1 protein-coding gene and 1 pseudogene are annotated in these 21,355 nt (G+C 76.3%); both read left to right on the forward strand.

The features are described from left to right. Window positions 1–51 precede the first annotated feature (51 nt). Window positions 52–6,558: a type I polyketide synthase gene (locus OG550_RS28100; protein ID WP_327682152.1), complete on the forward strand. Its 6,507-nt coding sequence runs from the start codon at window positions 52–54 to the stop codon at window positions 6,556–6,558. 84 nt (window positions 6,559–6,642) lie between these two features. Then, window positions 6,643–21,354, forward strand: a pseudogene (locus OG550_RS28105) (type I polyketide synthase); the annotation flags it as partial. Window position 21,355: the final 1 nt, after the last annotated feature.

Raw genomic sequence — 21,355 nt, forward strand, 5'->3', positions numbered from 1 at the left:
CCGTCCATCCGGTCAGCGTATTCAGCTGCCTTCGTAGGGGAATTCTGTCTGATGACGAACGAGGAAAGACTCCGTCATTTTCTCAAGCAGGTCACGGCCGAGCTGCACGACAGCCGCCGGCGTCTGAAGGAGATCGAGGACGCGGGCTCGGAGCCGATCGCGATCGTCTCGATGAGCTGTCGTTTTCCGGGCGGTGTGGATTCCCCCGAGAAGCTGTGGGACCTGCTCGTGTCGGAGGGCGAGACGATCGGCGGCCTGCCGAGCGGCCGGGGGTGGGACCTGCGGGAGCTCCTGGGCGAGGACGGCTCCGGTGTCTCGGCCACCGCCGAGGGCGGCTTCCTCGGTGACGCGGATCTCTTCGACGCGGGGTTCTTCGGCATATCGCCCCGGGAGGCGCTGGCGATGGACCCGCAGCAGCGGCTCCTGCTGGAGACCTCCTGGGAGCTGCTGGAGCGGGCGGCGATCAACCCGCACGCACTGCGGGGGAGCCGGACCGGGGTCTTCGTCGGCCTGACCAACCAGGACTACGGATTCCGCCCGTTCCAGGGGCCGGAGAGCACCGCGGGGTACCTGCTGACCGGCAGTACGACGAGTGTCGCGTCGGGGCGGATCTCCTACGTGCTGGGCCTGGAGGGTCCGGCGCTGACCGTCGACACCGCCTGCTCCTCGTCCCTGGTGACGCTGCACCTGGCGGCCCGCGCGCTGCGCGAGGGCGAGTGCGACCTCGCGCTCGCGGGCGGAGTGTGCGTCATGTCGTCGCCCAACATGATCGTGGAGTTCAGCAGGCAGGGCGGTGTGGCGGCGGACGGCCGGTGCAAGGCGTTCTCCGCCGGCGCCGACGGCATGGGGCCCGGCGAGGGTGTCGGCCTCGTCCTGGTGGAGCGGCTCTCCGACGCGCTGCGCAACGGCCACGAGGTGCTGGCGGTGCTGCAGGGGAGCGCGGTCAACCAGGACGGCGCGTCGAACGGTCTGACGGCGCCGAACGGCCCCTCCCAGCAGCGGGTGATCCGCGACGCCCTGGCGGACGCCGGGCTCACCGCCGGGCAGGTCGACGCGGTCGAGGCGCACGGGACCGGCACGAAGCTGGGCGATCCGATCGAGGCGCAGGCGCTTCTCGCCACCTACGGCCGGGACCGTTCCGCCGGACGGCCCCTGTGGCTCGGGTCGTTGAAGTCGAACATCGGTCACACGCAGGCGGCGGCGGGGGTGGCCGGTGTGATCAAGATGGTGTTGGCGCTGCGGGCCGGAGTGCTGCCGCGGACGCTGCACGTGGACGAGCCGTCGCCGTTCGTGGACTGGTCGACGGGTGCGGTGGAGCTGCTGACGGAGGCCCGGGAGTGGCCCGAGGGCGACGAGCCCCGCCGTGCCGGAGTGTCCTCCTTCGGGGTCAGCGGGACCAACGCCCATGTGATCCTGGCGGAGGCGCCGCCCCGTCGGCGGTCGGAGCCGACCGGGGGCGGACCCTCCGGCACCGCGCCGTTCCCGGTGCCCGTGGTGCTCTCGGGCCGCGCCGACGAGGGTGTCCGCGCACTGGCCGGGCGCTGGGCCGACTGGCTGGCGACGGCTCCCGAGGTGCGTCCGCAGGATCTCGCCGCGGTGTCCACGTGTTCCCGGGCGCTGCTGGACCGCACGGCGGTGGTGGTCGCCGCCGACGCGGCCGAACTCGCCGCCGGGCTGGCCGCGGTGGCCGGCGGAGCGGTCGAGCCGGACAGCGCGGTGGAGGGGCCGCTCGCCGTCCTGTTCACCGGCCAGGGCGCTCAGCGGGTCGGTATGGGCGACGGGCTGTACCGCGCGTTCCCCGTCTTCGCGGAGGCGTTCGACGCGGTCTGCCGTGAACTGGACCGCCATCTGCCGGTGCCGCTGCGCGAGGTCGTGTTCGCCGAGCCCGGATCGGACCGGGCGGCCCTGCTCGACGGTACCGACTACACCCAGGCAGGGCTGTTCGCGGTGGAGGTCGCGCTCTACCGGCTGGTCGAGGCGTGGGGGGTGCGGCCGGAGTTCCTGCTCGGCCACTCCGTCGGCGAGCTCGTCGCGGCGCACGTGGCGGGTGTCTGGTCGCTGCCGGACGCCGCCCGGGTGGTCGCCGCCCGGGGCCGTCTCATGCAGGCGCTCCCGCCCGGCGGGGCGATGGGCGCGGTGGCCGCGGGTGAGGAGGAGGTGCTCCAGGCCCTCGCCGGCCTCCCCGGCCGGATCGGCGTCGCGGCCGTCAACGGCCCGTCCTCCGCGGTGGTGTCGGGCGATGCCGAGGCGGTGGCGACCGTGCTCGCCGGGTTCGCCGACCGGGGGGTGCGCACCCGGAGGCTGACGGTCGGCCATGCGTTCCACTCGGAGCTCATGGAGCCGATGCTCGCCGACTTCGCGCGGGTGCTGGGCGAGGTCGAGTACTCCGCACCGGTCCTTCCCGTGGTGTCCGACCTCACGGGGGAGTTCGTCACCGAGGAGCTGCGCGAGCCCGACTACTGGGTGCGCCAGGTCCGCGGGTGCGTGCGTTTCGCCCGGGGCGTCGACACACTCCTGGACGCCGGCACCCGGACCTTCCTGGAGATCGGGCCGGACGGGGTGCTCTCGGCGATGGCCGAGGAGTGCGCCACCGCGGCCGGCACGGCGGTGGCCTGCGTCCCGGCACTGCGCCGCGGTCGGGACGAGGCGCACGGTGCGGTGACCGCCCTCGGCCGGCTCTTCGCCCGCGGCACGGCGGTCGACTGGGACGCCTTCCTCTCCGGTACCGGCGCCCGGCCGGTGCCGGCGCCCACCTCGCCGTTCCAGCGGCAGCGCTACTGGGTGGACGCCCCCGCCGTCGGGGGCGGCGGCGCCGACGGCGCGGGGCACCCGCTGCTCGACCACTGGGTCGGGTCCGCCTCCGGGGACGAGGCGTTCGCCACCGGGCTGCTCTCGCTCGGTTCCCACCCGTGGCTCGCCGACCACACCGTGCTGGAGAGCGTCCTGGTCCCCGGAACGGCGTTCGTCGAGCTCGCCTGGTGGGCGGGCGAGCGGCTCGGCTGCGAGGGCGTGCACGAGCTGAACCTGTACGCGCCGCTGGTGCTCCCCGCGCAGGGGCACGTCCGGGTCCAGCTGGAGGTCGGCCGCCCCGATGAGGACGGGCGGCGGCCGATCGCGGTGTACTCGCGTCCCGACGGCTCCGGTCCGGCGCCGTGGACGAGGCACGCGGAGGGGGTCCTCGAACCCTCGGCCGATCGCCCCGGCACCCTGCCCGAGTTCTCGGCCTGGCCGCCGGCCGGCGCCGAGCCGGTCGCCCTCGACGGCTTCTACACCGGCCTGCTGGCGGACGGCCTCCAGTACGGACCCGCCTTCCAGGGCCTGCGGGCGGCCTGGCGGCGCGGTGCGGAGGTCTTCGCCGAGGTCGAGCTGCCGCCCGGGGCCGCCGCCGACGCGGCCCGGTTCGGCCTGCACCCGGCGCTCCTGGACGCCGCCCTGCACGCGCTCGGCCCGCTCGCCCGGGAGGACGACGAGCCGGGCTCGGCCCGGCTGCCGTTCTCGTGGAGCGGGCTGCGCCTGTACGCGGCCGGGGCCGCCTCGCTGCGGGTCCGGCTCACCCGCCGCCCCAACGGCGACGTCGTGCTGGTCGCCGCGGACGCGGACGGCGCGCCGGTGGCCGCGGTGGACGCGCTCGCCCTCCGGCCGCTGGCGCCGCAAGCGCTGCGGTCCCGGGCCGGCGCGGAGACGGACCTGCTGTTCCGCACCGACTGGGTCGCGCACGAGGGCCCCGGCGATACGCCGTCCGTCCGGCTCGCCGTGGTCGGCACGGAACCGGACACCCGGCTGTCCGGGGAGCCGCCGCACCACGCCGACCTCGCGGAACTGCGCCTGGCGCTGGACGCCGGCACGGCGGCCCCCGAGGTGCTGCTGGCCTGCTGCCCGCCCAGCCGGGACGAGGATCCCGCCGCGGCCGCCCACCGGGCCGCCGGCTGGGCCCTGGACCTGCTCCAGGACTGGCTCGCGGACGAACGCCTCGCCGCCGGGAGGCTGGTGGTGGCGACGCGCGGTGCGGTGGCGCTCCCACCCGGTACGGGGCCGGTCGACCTGGCGCACGCCGCCGTCAGCGGCCTCGTCCGATCGGCGCAGACGGAGCACCCGGACCGGATCGTGCTGCTCGACCTCGACCCGGCCGCAGGTGCCCCGGACCTCCGGCAGGTCGTCCGGGCCGCTGTGTCCGGTGAGCCCGAGACGGTGCTGAGGGACGGGCGTCCGCACGTCCGCCGACTGGTCAGGGCGGACGGCGACACCGGCCTCACCCCGCCGCCCGGCGCCGCCTGGCGCCTGGACACCACTGGTCAGGGCACCCTCGACAACCTCGCGCTGCTGCCGTGCGACGAAGCCGGGGAGCCCCTCGGCGAGGGCCGGATGCGCGTCGCGGTGCGCGCGGCCGGGATGAACTTCAGGGACACCCTGATCGCCCTCGGCATGTACCCCGGGGCCGCCCGGCTCGGCGTCGAGGGCGCCGGCGTGGTCACCGAGGTCGGACCGGGTGTCACCGGATTCCGTCCCGGGGACCGGGTGATGGGCCTGCTCGACGGCTCCTTCGGCCCGTCCGCGGTGGCCGACCACCGGACGGTGATCGGCCTCCCCGCCGGCTGGACCTTCGCCGAGGGCGCGACCGCGACCGTGGCGTACCTGACCGCCTGGTACGGGCTGGTCGACCTCGCGGGGCTGCGGGGGAACGAGTCGGTCCTGGTGCACGCCGCGGCGGGCGGCGTCGGCACGGCCGCGGTGCGGCTCGCCCGGCACCTGGGTGCCGAGGTGTTCGGCACCGCCAGCGAGCCGAAGTGGGACGCGCTGCGTGCCGCCGGCCTGGACGACCGGCACATCTCCTCCTCGCGGAGCCTGGAGTTCCGTGAGCGGATCCTCGCCGCCACCGGCGGCCGGGGCGTCGACGTCGTGCTGAACTGCCTCGCCGGTCCCTTCCTGGACGCGTCGCTGGACCTGCTGCCCCGGGGCGGCAGGTTCCTGGAGATCGGCAAACTCGACCTCCGGGAACCGGACGGCGTCGCCGCCGACCACCCGGGCGTGCGGTACCGGGCGTTCGACCTGGCCGACCCCGGGCCCGAGCGGCTGGGCGAGATCCTCGGCGAGCTGTCCGCGCTGTTCGAGCGGGGAGTCCTGGCCCCGGTCCCGGTGACCTCCTGGGACATCCGCCGGGCCCCCGCGGCGTTCCGGGCACTGAGCCAGGCGACGCTGACCGGCCGGGCCGCCCTCACCGTGGGCGTCGCGTTCGGCCCGGACGACGCCGTCCTGATCACCGGCGGTACCGGCACCCTGGGCCGGCTGGTGGCGCGCCACCTGGTGACCCGGCACGGCCTGGGGCACGTGGTGCTCGCCGGCCGGAGCGGAGCCGAGACGCCGGAGACCGCCGCGCTCCGCGCCGAACTCGGACGACACGGCGCCGTGCTCCGGGTGGCCGCGTGCGATGCCGCCGACCGGCGGTCCCTCGCCGCGCTGCTCGACTCCGTCCAGGCCGGCCACCGCCTGGCCGGTGTCGTGCACGCCGCCGGCGTCACCGACGACGCGGTGATCACCTCGCTGAGTCGCGAGCGGCTCTCCGGGGTGCTGAGCCCGAAGGTCGACGGTGCCTGGAACCTGCACCGGCTGACCGAGCACCTGGACCTCGACCTGTTCGTGCTGTTCTCCTCGGCGGCAGCCGTGCTCGGCGGCGCCGGACAGGGCGGCTACTCGGCGGCCAACGCCTTCCTGGACGCCGTCGCGGAGCACCGGCGCTCCCGCGGCCTGGCCGCGGTGTCGCTGGCATGGGGGCTGTGGGAGCAGGCCAGTGGAATGACCGGTCGCCTGGCGGAGCGGGATTTGCGCCGGGTCGGACGGGTCGGTGTCGCGCCGCTGAGCACCGAGGCCGCCCTCGCCCTGTTCGACGGCGGACTCGTCGCCGACCGCGCCGTGCTGGTGCCCGCCAGGCTGGACCTCGCAGGCCTGCGCTCCCGGTACGCCGACGGATCCGTTCCGGCGGTGCTCCGACAGCTCGTCAAGGTCCGCCGCGCGGCCGCCTCCGCGGTGTCCGTGCCCGCGGGCGGCGGTCTCGGCCCCGGGCTGGCGGGGCTGTCCCCGGAGGATCGCCGCCGCACCGTGCTGGACCTCGTGCTCGCGCGTACCGCCGCCGTGCTCGGACACGCGGCCGCGGCCGCCGTCGAGCCGGAACAGGCCTTCAAGGAGATCGGATTCGACTCACTGACCGTGGTGGAGCTCCGGAACCACCTGCAGACGGCCACCGGGCTCACGCTGCCCGCCACTCTCGTCTTCGACCACCCGACACCGGCCGCCCTGACCGAGAACCTCCTCGCGCTCCTCGTCCCCGCCGAGGCGACGGCGGCCCAGCGGGTGCTGCGCGGACTGGAGCGCCTGGAGACGGACATCGAGGCCGTCGGCGCCGACGACGAGGAGCTCGGGGAAGTGGCGCGCCGCCTCAAGCGGCTGATGAGGGTCCTCGACCCGACCGGTGCCCCGGACAGCGCGGCCGGCTCGTCGCTCGACGACGCCACGGCCGACGAGGTCCTCGCGTTCATCGACAGCGAATTCAGCGATCTCGGGTGAGCGGCCGTACCGCCGGCCACGCCTGACCCGTCATGAAACCGCCTCACGGCAAAGGAGTTGATCGCAGTGGTAAGTGACGGGAAGCTCGTCGACTACCTCAAGAAGGTCACCGCCGATCTGCAGCGGACCCGGCAGCGGTTGCACGAGTTGGAGTCGGCCGAGCCGGATCCCATCGCGATCGTCTCCATCGGCTGCCGCTACCCGGGCGGCATCCGGTCCCCGGAGGATCTCTGGGAGTTCGCCCGCGCCGGGCGCGACGCGGTGGCCGCCTTCCCCGCGGACCGCGGCTGGGACGTTTCGGGCCTCGGGGCCGAGGTCCGGCGGGAGGGCGGATTCCTCTACGACGCAGGGGAGTTCGATGCCGGATTCTTCGGCATCTCGCCGCGCGAGGCGCTGGCGATGGACCCGCAGCAGCGGCTGCTCCTGGAGACCTCGTGGGAGGCCTTCGAACGGGCCGGGATCGACCCCACCACGCTCCGCGGCGGTGACGGCGCGGTCTTCGTCGGCATGGCCGATCAGCGGTACGGCCCCCACGACGAGCAGGCCCGCCGGGAGGTGCTGGGACACCTCCTCACCGGCACCACCAGCAGCGTCGCCTCGGGGCGCCTCTCCTACACCCTGGGTCTGGAGGGACCGGCCCTCACGGTCGACACCGCCTGCTCGTCCTCGCTGGTGGCCCTGCACCTCGCGGTCGCCGCCCTGCGGTCCGGCGAGTGCTCCTTCGCGCTGGCCGGCGGCGCCGCGGTGATGGCCGGTCCGCAGCTGTACGCCGAGTTCGCCCAGCAGGGCGGGCTCGCCGGGGACGCCAGGTGCAAGGCCTTCGCGGCGGCGGCCGACGGCACCGGATGGGGCGAGGGCGTCGGCGTCCTCCTGCTGGAGCGGCTCTCCGACGCCCAGCGGCTCGGGCACCCCGTGCTGGCCGTGGTCAGAGGTACCGCGGTCAACCAGGACGGTGCGTCGAACGGCCTCACGGCGCCGAACGGCCCGTCCCAGCAGCGGGTGATCCGCCAGGCCCTGGACGACGCCGGGCTGAGCCCCGGCCAGGTCGACGCGGTCGAGGCGCACGGCACCGGCACCCGGCTCGGGGACCCGGTCGAGGCGCAGGCGCTGCTCGCCGCCTACGGGCAGGACCGCCCGGACGGCCGACCGCTCTGGCTCGGCTCGGTCAAGTCCAACCTCGGCCACACCCAGGCGGCCTCCGGTCTGGCCGGAGTGATCAAGATGGTCATGGCGATGCGGCACGGCCTGCTGCCCGCCACGCTGCACGTGGACGAGCCGACCCCGGAGGTCGACTGGTCCGCCGGTGACGTCCGGCTGCTGACCGAGCAGCGGGACTGGCCGCGGACCGGCCGGGCCCGGCGGTCCGCCGTCTCCTCCTTCGGCATCAGCGGCACCAACGCGCACGTGATCCTGGAACAGGCCCCCGAGACCGCGCCGACCGAGCCCGACGACGGGACCACCGCACCGGCCGGCGCCCCGGTGGTGTGGCTGCTCTCCGCCCGGGGGGAGGACGCGCTGCGGGCGCAGGCCGACCGGCTGGGCCGCGCGGTCGAGGCCGCACCCGAGGTGGCGCCGACCGACTGGGCGTCCGCGCTGGCGACGACCCGGGCCGCGCTGACCCACCGCGCCGCCGTCGTCGGGGCCGACCGCGCGCAGCTGCTCGACGGGCTCGACGCCCTCGCCCGGGGCGCGGTCCACCCCCGGGTCGTGCACGGCAGGACCCGGCCGGCCGGCCGGCTCGCGTTCCTCTTCACCGGGCAGGGCGCGCAGCGCCCCGGCATGGGCCGCGGCCTGTACGAGGCGTACCCGCGGTTCGCCGAGGCGTTCGACGAGGTGTGCGCCAGGCTCGACCCGCTGCTGGAGCACCCGCTCAAGGACGTCGTCCTGGCCGGGGCGGAGGCGGACGGCGAGCCGCTGGTGAACCGCACCGTGTACGCCCAGGCGGCGCTGTTCGCCGTGGAGGTGGCGTTGTTCCGCCTCCTGGAGCACTGGAACCTCACCCCCGACCACCTCCTCGGCCACTCGATCGGCGAGCTGAGCGCCGCCCACGTCGCCGACGTGCTCTCGCTGGACGACGCCTGCACGCTGGTCGCCGCCCGCGGCCGCCTCATGCAGGCGCTGCCTCCGGGCGGGGCGATGCTCGCCGTCGAGCTGCCCGAATCGGACCTGCCGGACCTCCTGGCGGAAGCCGGGGACATCGGGCCGACGGCGGTCGCGGCCGTCAACGGCCCCAAGGCGCTGGTGCTCTCCGGAGCCGGGGCGACGATCGAGGAGCTCGCCCGGGTCTGCGCCCTGCGGGGGCACCGCCACCGCCGGCTGACGGTCAGCCACGCCTTCCACTCGCACCTCATGGACCCGATGCTGGCCGACTTCCGGGCCGTGGCGCAGACCCTGGAGTTCCGCGCCCCGCGGATCCCGATCGTCTCCGACCTGACCGGTGAGCCGGTCACCGCGGAGCGACTGTGCTCGCCCGAGTACTGGGTGCGGCACGTCCGCGAGGCCGTCCGGTTCCACGACGGGATGCGCACGCTTCACTCCCTGGGGGTGACGGCCTGCCTCGAACTGGGCCCCGGCGGGGTGCTCACCGCCATGGCCCGCGACTGCCTCGCCGGCCTCGCCGACCCCGGCGACGAGGTGGCGCTGGTCCCCGCGCTGGAACGCGATCGCGAGGAGCCGCACGTCCTGCTCGCCGGCCTCGCCGAACTGCACCTCCGCGGCCGGTCGGTGGACTGGGCGGCGGTCCTCGGGACGGACCCGGCCCGGCGGCCGCCCGCACTGCCGACCTACGCCTTCCGGAAGCAGCGGTACTGGCTGCCGGCCAGCCCCTCCGCGACCGCCGCGCCGACGCTCGACGACACGGCCGCGCACGAAGGCGACCGCTTGCTGCACCGGCTCGGCTGGGAGCCGGTCAGCCGGCCCGGGGACGGCGGCCCGGGCGGCACCTGGCTCGTGGCCGTCCCGGCCGCCGCCCAGGACGACCCGGTGGCCGTCGCGGTCCTGGAGGCCCTGGAACGGCACGCGGACGGGGTGGTGACCCTGCCCACCGGTCCGGCGGACACCGACCGGGCCGCCCTCGCCGCCCGGCTCGGGGCCGCGCTCGACGGCGGCCCGGCCCCGGCGGGCGTGCTCTCCCTGCTGGCCCTCGACCGGACGCCGGACCGGCAGGCGCCGCTGGTGCCGGCCGCCCTGGCCGCCACCACCACCCTGCTCCAGGCGCTCGGCGACGCGGAGGTGCGCGCCCCGCTCTGGTGCGTCACCCGGGGTGCGGTCGCCGTCAGCGGCGACGACGCCCCGGCCGATCGGGGCCAGGCGTTCTTCCCGGGCCTCGGCCGGGCCGCCGCCGGCGAGTTCCCCGGCCGTTGGGGCGGTCTGATCGATCTGGCCGCCGGCCCGCAGGACCACGCGGCCCGGTTGGTCGCGCTGCTCGCGGACCCGCGGGGCGAGGACGAACTCGCCGTGCGGGCGAACGGCGTGTTCGCCCGCAGGCTGACCCGGGCGGTCCGGCGGCCCGCGCACGGCCCGTCCTGGCGGTCCGGCGGCGCCACCCTGGTCACGGGCGACACCGGAGCCGTGACCGGCGACCTGGTCGGCTGGCTCACCGCCGGCGCGCAGCGGCACCTGGTGCTCCTCCACGGGCCCGGGCAGCCGGCTCCCGACCTCGCGGCCCTCCGGACGGGTCTGGCCGACGGCAGCACCTGCACCACCGCCGTCTGGGACGGGCACGACCCCGAGGCCCTCCGCGCGGCGCTCCCGGCCGACCACCCGCTCACGGCCGTCGTCCACATCGAGAACCCCGCCCCGTCCGTGCCCGGCGCGGGATCCGTGCTGCGCGCCACCGACCCCGGGCGGCTGTCCCGGGAGCTGCACGACCGGGCCGCGGGCGCGGCGCTGACGGCCGACCTGCTCGCGGCCACCGACCTCGACGCCTTCGTCATGCTGTCGTCGGTCAGCGGAGCGTGGGGCGGCGAGGACGCCGTGCACGTCCTCGCGCACGGACTGCTGGAGTCCCTGGCCCAGCGGCTGCGCGCCGACGGGGTGCCCGCCCTCTGCGTGGCCTGGGGCCCCTGGGGTGCGGACGCGGGTCCGGACGCGCCGGTCCCGGGCGCGGACCTCGGGCTGGCCCCGATGCCTCCCCGCCTGGCCCTTGAGGCCCTGGGCCGGGCGCTCGGCGCCGACGAGGCGGTCGCGGTCGTCGCGGACATCGACTGGGGAGCCTTCCACCCCCGGTTCACCGCGGTCCGCCCCCGCCCGCTCGTCGCCGACCTGCCCGAGGTGCGGGCCCTGTCCGGCGCCACCGGCCGGGAGGTGCGGGCGGTCGCCCCGGACCACCCGCTGGCCGCCGTCGACCCGGCGGAACTGCCGCACCGCCTGCTGGAACTCGTCCGCTCGCACGCCGCAGCCGTCCTGGGACACGCGTCGGCCGATGCGGTCCCCCCGGGCCAGCCGTTCCAGGAACTCGGCTTCGACTCGCTGACGGCGGTCCGGTTCCGCGACCGGCTCGCGGCGGAGAGCGGCCTGCCGGTCCCCGCGACGGTGGTCTTCGACTACCCGACCCCGGACGCGGTCGCCGCGTACCTGCGCGAGGAACTGCTCGGCGTCGCCGTCGACGCCGGTCCGCCGTCCACCGGCGCGGCCGTGACCGACGAGCCCGTCGCCATCGTCGGCATGGCCTGCCGCTACCCCGGCGCCGTGGCCGGACCGGAGGACCTCTGGCGCCTGGTGGTGTCGGGAGGCGACGGGATCGGCGGGTTCCCCCTCGACCGGGGGTGGGACGTCGCAGCGCTGCGCCGCGGCGACGCCTCGGGCGGCGCGGCCATGCCGACCGAGGGCGGCTTCCTCCCCGACGCGGCCGATTTCGACGCGGGCTTCTTCGGGGTGGCACCCCGGGAGGCACTGGCGATGGACCCGCAGCAGCGGCTGCTGCTGGAGGTGTCCTGGGAGGCGCTGGAGCAGGCCGGCATCGACGGATCCGCGTTGCGCGGCAGCACCACCGGCGTCTTCTCCGGCGTGGCCGGCTCGGACTACGCCCAGGTGCTCTCCGGGGTGCCCGATGCCGAGGGCTACCTGATGACGGGCACCGCCACCAGCGTGGTCTCCGGCCGGATCGCCTACGCCCTCGGCCTTGAGGGCCCGGCGGTCACCGTGGACACCGCCTGCTCCTCCTCGCTCGTCGCCCTGCACCTGGCCGTGCAGTCGCTGCGGAACGGGGAGTGCGGACTCGCGCTGGCCGGCGGTGTGACCGTGATGAGCACTCCGGTGGGCTTCGTGGAGTTCGCCCGGCAGAACGGCCTCGCGGCGGACGGGCGCTGCAAGTCCTTCGCGGCGTCGGCCGACGGCACCGGCTGGGCCGAGGGCGTCGGCGTCCTGGTCGTCGAGCGCCTGTCCGACGCCCTGCGCAACGGTCACCGGGTGCTCGCCACCGTGCGCGGCAGCGCGATCAACCAGGACGGCGCGTCGAACGGCCTCACCGCGCCGAACGGCCCGTCCCAGCAGCGGGTGATCCGCCGGGCGCTGGCCGTCGCGGGCCTCGCCCCCCGGGACGTGGACCTCGTCGAGGCCCATGGGACCGGCACCCGCCTGGGCGACCCCATCGAGGCCCAGGCGCTCCTCGCCGCGTACGGCCGCGACCGGGCGCACGACAGGCCGCTCTACCTCGGCTCCCTCAAGTCGAACATCGGCCACACGATGGCGGCGGCCGGCGTCGGCGGCGTGATCAAGACCGTGATGGCGCTTCGGAACGGCGTGCTCCCCGCGACGCTGCACGTCGACGAGCCCACCCCGCAGGTCGACTGGTCCTCCGGCGCGGTGGAACTGCTCACCGAGAGCAGGGCGTGGCCGGAGACCGGCCGGCTGAGGCGGGCCGGCGTCTCGTCCTTCGGGATGAGCGGCACCAACGCGCACGTGATCCTGGAACAGGCCCCCGAGCAGCCGGAGCCGACCTCCGTCCCGGACGGCGAGCCGGCGGCGGTCCGGCCGTGGGTGATCTCCGCCCGGACCCCCGACGCGCTCCGCGCACAGGCGGCGCGCCTGGAGGCCGAGCTCGCGGCCCGGCCGGACCTGCCGGTCGCCGACGTCGGCCGCGCCCTGCTGTCGTCGCGCGCGCTGTTCGAGCACCGCGCCGTCGTCCTGGGCCGGGAGCGCGGGCAGTTCGCGGCGGGGCTGCGGGCCGTCGCCGACGCGGTGCCGGCGCCGGGCGTGGTGACCGGCGAGGCGTCGCCCGTCGGGCGGGGCCCGGTCTGGGTGTTCCCCGGCCAGGGGGGCCAGTGGGTCGGGATGGCGGTCGAACTCCTGGACTCCTCCGAGGTGTTCGCGGACCGCTGGGCGGACTGCGAGCGGGCGCTCAAGGGCTGCCTGGACTGGTCGATCACCGACGTGGTGCGCGGCGCGGCCGGCGCACCCGGGTACGAGCGGGTCGACGTCGTCCAGCCCGTGCTGTTCGCGGTCATGGTTTCGCTGGCGGAGGTCTGGCGGTCCTTCGGGGTGGTGCCCGCCGCGGTGATCGGCCACTCCCAGGGCGAGATCGCGGCCGCGTGCGTGGCGGGCGCGCTCTCCCTGGAGGACGCCGCCCGAGTGGTGGCGCTGCGTGCCCGTGCGCTGGGCGCACTCGCCGGACGAGGCGGCATGGTCTCCCTCGCCGCACCGCGGGCCGAGGTCGAGTCGTGGCTGGGACGCTGGGGCGGCAGGGTGTCGGTGGCGGCCGTCAACGGCCCGTCCGCCGTGGTGGTGTCCGGTGAGCCGGAGGCGCTCGACGAGGTGGTGGCGGAGGCACGGTCGAGGGAGGTCCGGGCCAAGCGGATCGAGGTGGACTACGCCTCGCACTCGGCGCAGGTCGAGGAGCTCCGGGAGGAGCTGCTGGAGGCGCTGGCCCCGATCCGCCCCCGCCGGGCCGAGACCGCCTTCTTCTCCACCGTGACCGCGGGGCGGCTGGACACCGAAGGGCTGGACGCCGAGTACTGGTACCGGAACCTGCGGGAGCCGGTGCTCCTCGAACCGGTCGTCAGGGAACTGGCCGACCGGGGCCACCTGGTGTTCGTCGAGGTCGGTCCGCACCCGGTGCTGGGCGCCCCGATCCTGGAGACCGTCGAGCGGGCCGGTGCCGAACCGGTCGTCGTGGGCACCCTCCGACGTGACGCGGGAGGCGTCGACCGGATGCTCACCTCGGTGGCCGAGCTGGCCGTGAACGGCGTCCCCGTCGACTGGACGGCCGCCTACCGCGACCGCCCGCCGGTCCGGGTGGATCTGCCGACCTACGCCTTCCAGCGCGAACGGTACTGGCCGCGGCCGGTACCGCCGCAGGCGGCCGGCGATCCGGCGGACGAGCGGTTCTGGCAGGCCGTCGACGCGCAGGACCTCGACGCCCTCGCGGACACCCTCGGGATGGCCGACCGCACGCCGCTGGCGGACGTCGTCCCCGCCCTCTCGGCCTGGCGGTCCGGGCGGCGCGAGCAGTCGGTGCTGGACTCCTGGCGGTACCGGGTGCGCTGGTCCCGGCTCGGCGAGTCCGGCGGGCCGGCCGGGCCCGCCGGCCACTGGCTGATCGTCGTGCCCGCCGGGCTCGCCGACCACCCGGCGGTCGTCGGGGCGGTGGGCGCCGTCGAGGACCACGCCGACGGCACCGTCGTGCTCCGGATCGACGAGGACCGCGTCACCGCCGAGGCCGGCGGCGAGCGCGCGGCGCTCTCCGCCGCCGTCCGGACCGCTCTGGCGGACCGGCCGGCGCCGGCCGGGGTCCTCTCCTTCCTCGGGATGGACCAGGCGAGGCATCCGCTGGAGCAGGTCGTCCCGCGCGGGCTCGCCCTGTCGACGGCACTGATCCAGGCCCTTCCGGACGCCGGGGTCGGCGCCCCCGTCTGGTGCGCCACCCGCGGCGCCGTCGGCACGGCGGACGACGCCGGACCGGCCGACCCCGAGCAGGCCGCGCTCTGGGCCCTCGGGCGGGTGGCGGCGCTGGAGGACCCCCAGCGCTGGGGCGGCATGATCGACCTGCCGGAGATCGTCGACGCGCGGGCCGCCGAGCGGCTGGCGCGGCTCCTGGCGGGCGGCGGCGAGGACCAGGTGGCGGTGCGACCCTCCGGCGTGTACGGCCGCCGGCTGGTGCGCGCCTCCGCGTCCGACTGCGCCGGGCAGCCGGGTTGGCAGCCGCGGGGAACGGTCCTGGTGACCGGTGGTACCGGCGCCCTCGGCGTCCGCGTCGCGCGCTGGCTGGCCGCCGAGGGGGTGGACCACCTCGTCCTGCTCAGCCGCCGCGGCGCCGCCGCCCCCGGGGCCCCGGAACTGCGGGCCGAGCTCGAAGCCCTCGGTACACGGGTGTCCGTGGAGTCCTGCGACACGGCCGACCGCACCGCGCTGGCCGCGCTCGTCGACCGGGTGCAGGCCGACGGGGGACCGATCACGGCCGTGGTGCACGCCGCCGGGGCCGGTGTCCTCGGCCCGCTGGCCGAGGCGGGCCTGGACGACCTGGTCACCGTGCTGGGCGCGAAGGTCGAGGGCATCGCCAACGTGGAGGCCGTCCTCGACCCGGCGCAGCTGGAGGCGGTCGTCTACTTCTCCTCGATCACCGCCGTCTGGGGCGCCGGCGACCACGCGGTCTACGCCGCGGCCAACGCGGTGCTCGACGCCCGTGCGGAGCGGCGCCGGGCCGAGGGCGTGCCGACGCTGTCCGTGGCCTGGGGGCCGTGGGCCGGCGGCGGCATGGTCGACGAGGCGATCTACGACACGCTCCGCCGCCGGGGCCTGCCGGTGATCGATCCGGACCTGGCCGTCACCGGACTCCGGCGGATGCTCGCCGAAGGGGAGACCTCGGTCATCCTCGCCGACGTGGACTGGGAGCAGTTCGTCGCGGTGTTCACCTCGGGCCGCCCCTCCCGGCTCCTCGACGAGCTGCCGGAGGCACAGCCCGAGACCGAGCAGCCCGCGCAGGCCGGCGGCTCCGGGGCGCCCGGCTCCGCCCTGGCCCGCAGGCTGGAGGAGCTGGACGAGGACCAGCGTGCGCGGGCCCTGCGCGACCTGGTGGCCGAACACGTCGCCGCCGTGCTGGGCCACCGCAGTGCCGACGCGGTCGATGCGCGGCGGGCGTTCAAGGACCTCGGGTTCGACTCGTTGACGGCGGTCGAGCTGCGCAACCGGCTGAGCACGGCCAGTGGGCTGCGGCTGCCCAGCACCATGGTGTTCGACCATCCGACCCTGGCGGCCCTGGCCGAGTTCATCGGCCGGAAGGTCGGCGGCCGGCACGAGGCCGTGCCCGCCCTCCCGGCGGTGCCGGCCGTCGCGGCCCGCCGCGACGATCCGATCGCCATCGTCGCCATGGGCTGCCGTTTCCCGGGCGGCATCGCCACGCCCGAGCAGCTGTGGCAGGCGCTCCTGGACGAGGCGGACCTGATCACCCCGTTCCCCACGGACCGCGGCTGGCCGCTGGACCGGCTCTTCGACCCGGACCCCGACGCGCCCGAGTCCAGCTACGTCGAGCAGGGTGGCTTCCTCCACGACGCGGGGCGGTTCGACGCCGGCTTCTTCGGCATCTCGCCACGCGAGGCCCTCTCGATGGACCCGCAGCAGCGGCTGCTGCTGGAGACCTCCTGGGAGGCGCTGGAGCGCGCCGGCATCGCCCCCGGCTCCCTGCGCGGCAGCCGTACCGGCGTCTACGTCGGCATGGCGGACCAGGCCTACGGCACCCGGCTGCGGGACACCGCCGAGCTGGAGGGCTACCTGGTCACCAGCGCCTCCGCCAGCGTGGTGTCCGGCCGCATCTCGTACGTGCTGGGCCTTGAGGGCCCGGCCGTCACGCTCGACACGGCCTGCTCCTCCTCGCTGGTCGCGCTGCACCTCGCGGCGCAGTCGCTGCGGACGGGCGAGTGCGACCTGGCACTCGCGGGCGGCGTCATGGTGATGCCCGACCCGACGTCCTTCGTCGCCTTCAGCCGGCAGCGCGGTCTGGCCGCGGACGGCCGCTGCAAGTCCTTCGCGGGTGCGGCCGACGGGTTCTCGCTCGCCGAGGGCGCGGGCGTCCTCCTCGTGGAGCGGTTGTCGGACGCCCGGCGCCTGGGCCACCCGGTGCTCGCGGTCCTCCGCGGATCGGCGATCAACCAGGACGGGGCGTCCAACGGGCTGACCGCCCCCAACGGCCCCTCCCAGCAGCGCGTGATCGCCGCGGCCCTCGCGGACGCCGGACTGTCGCCCGCCGAGGTCGACGCGGTGGAGGCGCACGGCACGGGAACCATGCTGGGCGATCCGATCGAGGCCCAGGCGATCCTGGAGGCGTACGGTCAGGGCCGACCGGAGGACCGGCCGCTCTGGCTCGGGTCGCTCAAGTCCAACATCGGCCACACCCAGGCGGCGGCCGGCGTGGCCGGCGTGATGAAGATGGTGCTGTCCCTGCGCCACGGCATCCTGCCGCGCACCCTGCACGTCGACGAGCCGACCCCGCACGTGGACTGGTCGGCGGGCGCGGTGGAACTCCTGACCGAGGCCAGGAGCTGGCCGGAGCAGGACCGCCCGCGCCGGGCCGGCGTCTCCTCCTTCGGGATCAGCGGCACCAATGCGCACGTGATCGTCGAGCAGGCCCCGGTCGACGGGCCGCGGGCCGTGGTGGACGCACCGGAGGCCGGCGACGGTGGGCCGGCGATCGGGGAGGACGCCCCCGTCCCGCTGGTCGTCTCCGGCAGCGGCGGGGCGGGACTGCGCGCCCAGGCCGCACGGCTGCGCTCGTTCCTGGACGCCGAGCCCGGCGCCGGGATCCGCGACCTGGCCTGGTCCATGGCCACGACCCGCACCGTGTTCGACGACGCGGCCGTCCTGGCCGCCGACGACCGGGCCGCCCTGGCGCGGGCCCTCGACGCGCTGGCGGAGGGCCGGGACGGTGCCGCGGTCACGCTGGAGCGGCCGTCCGAGGGCCGGGTGGCCTTCCTGTTCACCGGCCAGGGTTCGCAACGGGCCGGTATGGGCCGCCGCCTGTACGAGGCGTACCCCGCCTACGCGGAGGCCTTCGACGCGGCCTGCACGGAACTCGACCACTACCTGGACCGGCCGCTCAAGGAGCTCGTGTTCAGCGCGCCCGGCTCGCCCGAAGCGGACGAACTGAACCAGACGGTCTTCACCCAGGCCGCCCTGTTCGCCGTGGAGGTGGCGCTCTTCCGGCTGCTGCAGACCTGGGGCGTCACACCCGACTACCTGCTCGGCCACTCGATCGGTGAACTGGTCGCGGCGCACGTCGCGGGCGTCTGGTCGCTGGCGGACGCCGCCCGGGTGGTGGCGGCACGCGGCTGGCTGATGCAGGCGCTCCCGTCCGGCGGGGCCATGGCGGCCGTCGCGGCCGGGGAGGCCGAGGTCCGCGAGGCCCTGGCGCCGTTCGCGGACCGGGTGTCCGTCGCGGCCGTCAACGGGCCCTCGTCCGTGGTGGTGTCCGGCCCGGAGGACGAGGTCGACCGGGTGGCCGCCGTCTTCGCCGGACGGGGAGCGCGGACCAGGAGGCTGGCGGTCAGCCACGCCTTCCACTCGGCGCTGATGGAACCGATGCTGTCCGACTTCGAGTGGGTGGTGGCGAGGGCGGAGTTCCACGACCCGGTGCTGCCGCTGGTGTCCAACGTGACCGGCGGGCTCGCCGGCGTGGACGAACTCCGCGACCCGGCCTACTGGAGCCGGCAGGTGCGCGAGGCCGTGCTGTTCGCGCACGGGATCACGACCCTCGCCGAGCGCGGCGTGACCACCTTCCTGGAGATCGGCCCCGACGCGGTGCTGACCACGATGGCCGGCGAGTGCCTCGCGGACCGGGCCGGCGACCCGGCCGGAGCGCCCGTGTGCGTCCCGGCGCTGCGCCGCGACCGGGACGAGGCCCGCACCCTGGCGACGGCCGTCGGCCGGATGCACGTGCGGGCGGGGCGGGTGAGCTGGCCGGGCCTGTTCGCGGGGAGCGGCGCGGCCCGGATCGACCTGCCCACGTACGCCTTCCAGCACCGGCACTACTGGCTCGCCCTGCCCGCGGCCGGGCAGGGCGACCTGTCCGCGGCCGGGCTGCGGGAGGCGGCGCACCCGCTGCTCGGGGCCGGCGTCGACCTCCCGGAGCCGGGGGGCGTGCTGTACAGCGCCAGGCTGTCCCGCGCGGCCGGTGCCGCGGACCGCGCCGAGTACCCCGGCAGTGCGCTGGTGGAGCTCGCGCTGTGGGCGGGGGGCCAGCTCGGGTACGACCGCATCGGGGAGGCCACGGCCGTCGAGCCGCTGCCGCTGCCCGAGGAGGGCGGGGTCCAGCTCCGGCTCCACCTGGTGGCCGGGGACCAGGACGGGCAGCGGGCGTTCACCCTGCACTCACGGCCCGAGGGCGAGGCCGACGGCCCCTGGCGGCGTCATCTCGCCGGTGTCCTGACCGGGGCTCCCGCTCCGGCCGCCGTCGAGCCCGGTCCCTGGCCGCCGGCCGGGGCGGAGCCCGTCGGGCCGGAGGAGCTCCACGAGGCGTGGGCCCGCGCCACGGACGCCGAGGACGTGCTCCCGGACGTGGTCCAGAGCGTGTGGTGGCACGGCGACGAGGTCCTCGCCGACCTCGTGCTCGCCGAGCAGGAGGCGTCCGACGCCGACCTGCACAGCCTCCACCCGGCGCTGCTGGCCGGGGTCGGCGGGCTGGCCGTGCTCGCGGACGCCCGGCGGGGCCGGGGCGGGCGCCGTCCGTCCGGCTGGAGCGGTGTGTCGCTGTACGCCGCCGGTGCGACGGCCCTGCGGGTCAGGCTCCGCGCCCACGGCCCCGACGCGTTCTCGGCCGAGCTCACCGACCCGCAGGACGGCGCGGTCGCGGTGGTGGAGGCGCTCTCGCTGACCGAGGCGCCGGTCCGGGCGGCCGGCGGGGCGGCGCGGGCCGGCGGCCACCCGGACTCGCTGTACCGGCTCGCCTGGACCGCCGCCCCGGCCGTCGCCCCGGCGACTCCGGCCGGCGACTGGGCGGTGCTCGGCGGGGAGGACACCTGTGCCCACGTCATCGGCAAGGCACTGGCGGCCGCCTCGGACGCCCGGGTGGACGTCCACCCCGGCCCGGACGCCCTGGGCCGGGCGCTCGACGGGGGCGCCGCCGCGCCGGACACGCTGGTCGTGCCGGTCGGCACGGCCCCCGGCCCGCTGGTGGAGGCGGCCCGGCTGACCGTCCACCGGACCCTGGCGATCGTTCAGCGGCTCCTGGCCGACGACCGGCTGGCCGGCAGCAGGCTGGTCCTGGTCACGAGCGGCGCCGTCGACACCGGGCGGTCCCCGGCCGATCCCGCCGCGTCGGCGGCCTGGGGCCTGCTGCTCTCGGCGCAGGCCGAGCGACCGGACCGGTTCCTGCTGCTCGACCTCGACGATCCGGACAGCGTCGGCGACGGCCTGCTCGCCGCGATCGGCGCGGCGCAGGCCCTGGACGAGCCGCAACTGGCCGTCGCCTCGGGAGCGCTGCTGCTTCCGCGTCTGGCCAGGGTCGCCGCGCCCGCGGCCACCCGGGAGGCCCCGGCCCTCTCCGAGGACGGCACGGTCCTGGTCACCGGCGCCACCGGCGCGATCGGCGCCCTGCTGGCCCGTCACCTGGTGTCGGAGCACGGCGTCCGCCACCTCCTGCTGGTCAGCCGGCGAGGGGAGCGGGCGGACGGTGCGGCGGAACTCCGCGCCGACCTCACCCGCTCGGGCGGTTCCGTGACCTTCGCCGCCTGCGACGTCGCGGACCGGGACGCGCTGGCGGCGGTGCTGGCCGGCATCCCCGGCGAGCGTCCGCTGACCGCCGTGGTGCATGTGGCCGGCACCGTCGACGACGGTGTGGTGACGGCGCTGACCCCGGAGCGCGTGGACGGGGTGCTGCGGGCCAAGGTCGACGCCGCGGTCAACCTCCACGAGCTGACGAAGGGCCTGGGGCTGGCCAGGTTCGTCCTCTTCTCCTCCGGGACGGGGACCTTCGGTGGCGTCGGCCAGGCCAACTACGCGGCCGCCAACGCGTTCCTCGACGGCCTGGCGCGGCTGAGGCAGGCCGAGGGCCTGCCGGGCACGTCGCTGGCGTGGGGCCTGTGGGACACCAGCGGAGGAATGGCCGGGAACCTGTCCGACCGCGACCTGCGGCGGATGCTGCAGGCCGGTGTCGTCCCGCTGACCGGGGACAAGGGCCTGGAGCTGTTCGACGCCGCGTGGGACAGGGACGAGGCGGTCCTCGTCCCCATGCGGCTCGACCCGGCCGTCCTGCGGGGGAAGGCCGCCGGCGGGACGCTCATGGCGGCACTGCGCGGGCTGTTCCGGACACCGATGCGGCGCGCCGCCGGACCCGCGGGAGCGGGGACCGGCGCCGGCTTCGCGGGCCGGCTCGCCGCACTTCCCGCGGACGAGCGACTGCGGACGCTGGTCGAGCTGGTGCGCACCCAGGTCGCGGCCGTCCTCGACTACCCGTCCCCCGACGGGCTCGACGTGCACCGCTCGTTCCGGGAGATCGGCTTCGACTCACTGACGGCGGTCGAGCTCCGGAACGGCCTCGTCGCGATCACCGGCGTCCAGCTGTCGGCCGCCCTGGTGTTCGACTACCCGACTCCGACCGCGCTGGCGGAGTACCTGGAGGCCACGATCCTCCAGGGCACGGCGGGTGTGCGGCTGCCCGTGCTCGCCCAACTCGACCGACTGGAGGCCGATCTGGCCGCCCTCCAGCCGGACGACGACGTACGCGAGCAGGCGGCCGCACGGCTGCGCACCCTGCTGGCCGCTTGGGACGGGGCGGGCGAGAGCCCGTCCGCCGACGTCATCGACAAGCTCGACGCGGCCACCGACGAGGAGCTGTTCCTCCTCATCAACACAGAGTTCGGCAAGGAATGAC

It is taken from the genome of Kitasatospora sp. NBC_00458 (assembly GCF_036013975.1).
Lineage (GTDB): Bacteria > Actinomycetota > Actinomycetes > Streptomycetales > Streptomycetaceae > Kitasatospora.

Bases quoted from the DNA above. Each gene is read 5' to 3' on its own strand.
- OG550_RS28100 (WP_327682152.1), top strand. From the start codon at position 52: ATGACGAACGAGGAAAGACTCCGTCATTTTCTCAAGCAGGTCACGGCC.